We start from the raw sequence: 2,444 nt of genomic DNA on the forward strand, positions 1-2,444 counted from the left end.
GGTTGAGGGGGTCGAGGGGCGGCGACTTGCCTTGCGGAGACCCGGAAGTCGCCGTAAGGGGTCGAGGGGGCGACTGGCCTTGTAGACCCGGAAGTCGCTGTTCGGGTGAGGGAGTTGTCCACAGGCCGGTGGTGGGTCCACAGGCCTGAGCGGGTGGCGGCGTGAGGCCTCATCGTGGGGGACGCAAGCCGGTCCCTCGTCGCAGGTGGTGGTCTCCGTGTCCCTCGCTCGTTCCTCGGTCGTGCCCTCGTCTCCCTCCTGGTCACTCGCCTCGTGCCCGCCCGGGGCCGAGGTGCCCGCGAGCCGGGAGGTGCCGCGGTTCGATCCGGTACGGGTGCGCGGCGGGCACCGGTCCGGCCAGCTGTTCCGGCACCGGCGGCGGGCCGTGGCCGTGGGCCTCGCGGTCACCGCCACGGCACTCGTGGCGGCGGGCCCGCGCGATACCGACGGGGCCCGTGGCCATCCCCGGGTGCGGCCTCCCTCACAGACGGCCCCGGTTCTCGGGGAGCGGCCCGCGCACACGCGCCGTGCCACGGGGTCGGTGACGGCCCCGGTCCGGATCGCCGACGCGGCCACGGTACGGCTGCTGCGGCCCGGCGACCGGGTCGACGTCATCGCCGCCGAGGGGGCGGTGCCGGGCGGCTCCGCCCGGGTGGTCGCACGCGGGGCCAGGGTGACGAAGGTGCCGGAGCCGGTGGCAGGCGCGGGCGACAGCGGGGCGCTGGTCGTGCTGTCGGTGCCGCGGGCCACCGCCGCCCGGCTGGCCGGCGCGAGTGCCACCGGGAGGCTGGCGGTGACGCTGTGGTGATGGCGTGCATGATCTCGTCAAGGCCCTCGTTCGAGGGACCTGGTTGCCCGGTTCGGCCCAACGGTGACGTAGGTTGCGGAGCGTTTTGTTCCACAAGCTGCTCGTACGAGGAGAGACCCCCAGGTGAGCGAGAAGAAGGAGCCGAGTGTCCTGGAGGGCTTCAGGGCCTTCCTGATGCGCGGGAACGTCGTCGATCTGGCGGTGGCGGTGGTGATCGGTGCCGCCTTCACCAACATAGTCAACGCCGTGGTGAAGGGGATGATCAACCCGGTCGTCGGCGCCATCGGGACGAAGAACCTCGACCACTACAGCTCGTGTCTGAGCTCGACCTGCGAGGGCGAGAAGGGCATCCAGATCCTGTGGGGTTCCGTCCTCGGCGCCGCCCTGAGCTTCGTCATCACCGCGGCGGTCGTCTACTTCCTGATGGTCCTGCCCATGGCGAAGTACCTGGCCCGGCAGGAGGCGCGCCGGAAGGCGAAGGAGGGCGCGCAGGAGATCATCGAGGTAACCGAGTTGGAGGTGCTGAAGGAGATCCGGGACGCGCTGATCGCGCAGCGCGGCTCGGGGCACGACCAGCGGTAACGGCGCCATGGGCGGCGGACCGGGCGGCACGGAAAGGGCTGCGGGCGGCGGTCGCCTTGCCCGTGGTTCAGAGGTGGTGGGGCGGCTTCTCGTCCAGGAAGCGTTTGAGGTCCGCCGCACTGCCGCCGGAGTCGGTGCGCTCGCCCCAGCCGCGATCGGTGTCGTCGGAGGACTGCTGGTCGAACGGGTCGTCGAAGACCAGCGCGGGCTTCGGCTCGCGCGGCTCCGGGCCGGGGACGGTACTCATGCAACCAGGGTACGGTCGCGGAGAGAAATCCCCGTGCCTTCTGCTCTGCTGGTGATCTGCTGCACCTTCCTGGGTCACCGGGCGGTCTTCGCGGCAGGGGTGGTCTGCGCGCTGTCTGGCGGCCGGAGAGACCCGGGTCACGCGCCCGGCCACGCGGAGAACGGGCCGGTGACGCCGACGGGTGAGGGCCGCCGCGATTCGGGGGATACGGCCGCCGCGTTTCGGGGGCTCGGCCTCCGTTGATCCGGGCCGCGCAGGTCAAGGGCTGACACGGCACTCACCGGTTCGGTATGCCCGCGGGGCGGGGCAGTGGCGGTCGAGACTGTTCCCCATGACAGTTGACGCACTGACGGATGTCTCCGGCCTGCGTGTGGGGCACGCGACACGCACCGGCGACGGTTGGCTCACCGGCACCACGGTCGTGCTCGCCCCGGAGGGCGGGGCCGTGGCCGCCGTGGACGTGCGGGGCGGCGGGCCCGGCACCAAGGAGACGGACGCGCTGGATCCGCGCAACGTGGTGCGGAAGGTGGAGGCGGTCGTGCTGACGGGCGGCAGCGCGTACGGGCTCGACGCCGCGTCGGGGGTGATGGCCTGGCTGGAGGAGCGGGGGCGCGGTATCCGTGTCGGGCCGGAACCGGCTCAGGTCGTGCCGGTGGTGCCCACGGCCTGCGTCTTCGACCTGGGGCGTGGCGGTGACTTCCGGGCCAGGCCGGACGCGGCGACCGGCCGGGCCGCGGTCGAGGCCGCCGCGGCGAGCGACCTCGGCGCGCCGGTGCCCCAGGGGTGCGTGGGGGCGGGCACGGGCTG

4 protein-coding genes are annotated in these 2,444 nt (G+C 73.0%); 3 read left to right on the plus strand and 1 reads right to left on the minus strand.

What is annotated here, in order from left to right; all coding sequences use genetic code 11:
- Positions 1-217 precede the first annotated feature (217 nt).
- Complete coding sequence (locus C1J00_RS42025) at positions 218-808, plus strand: hypothetical protein (RefSeq protein ID WP_245936726.1); 591 nt, start codon at positions 218-220, stop codon at positions 806-808.
- A gap of 123 nt (positions 809-931) precedes the next feature.
- Positions 932-1,390, plus strand: coding sequence for a large conductance mechanosensitive channel protein MscL (gene mscL, locus C1J00_RS42030; protein WP_102914066.1), 459 nt, complete (start codon positions 932-934; stop codon positions 1,388-1,390).
- A 67-nt stretch (positions 1,391-1,457) separates the two neighbouring features.
- Here mscL and C1J00_RS42035 read toward each other — a convergent pair whose 3' ends face one another.
- The gene (locus C1J00_RS42035; protein ID WP_102914067.1) at positions 1,458-1,637 is read right to left on the minus strand and encodes a hypothetical protein; all 180 of its coding nucleotides are present in this window, start codon (positions 1,635-1,637) and stop codon (positions 1,458-1,460) included.
- 331 nt (positions 1,638-1,968) lie between these two features.
- Here C1J00_RS42035 and C1J00_RS42040 point away from each other — a divergent pair.
- On the plus strand, positions 1,969-2,444 hold a 476-nt coding region (locus C1J00_RS42040), incomplete at its 3' end, for a P1 family peptidase (RefSeq protein WP_180989897.1).

Origin of the sequence: Streptomyces cahuitamycinicus (assembly GCF_002891435.1) — a bacterium.
Taxonomy (GTDB): domain Bacteria; phylum Actinomycetota; class Actinomycetes; order Streptomycetales; family Streptomycetaceae; genus Streptomyces; species Streptomyces cahuitamycinicus.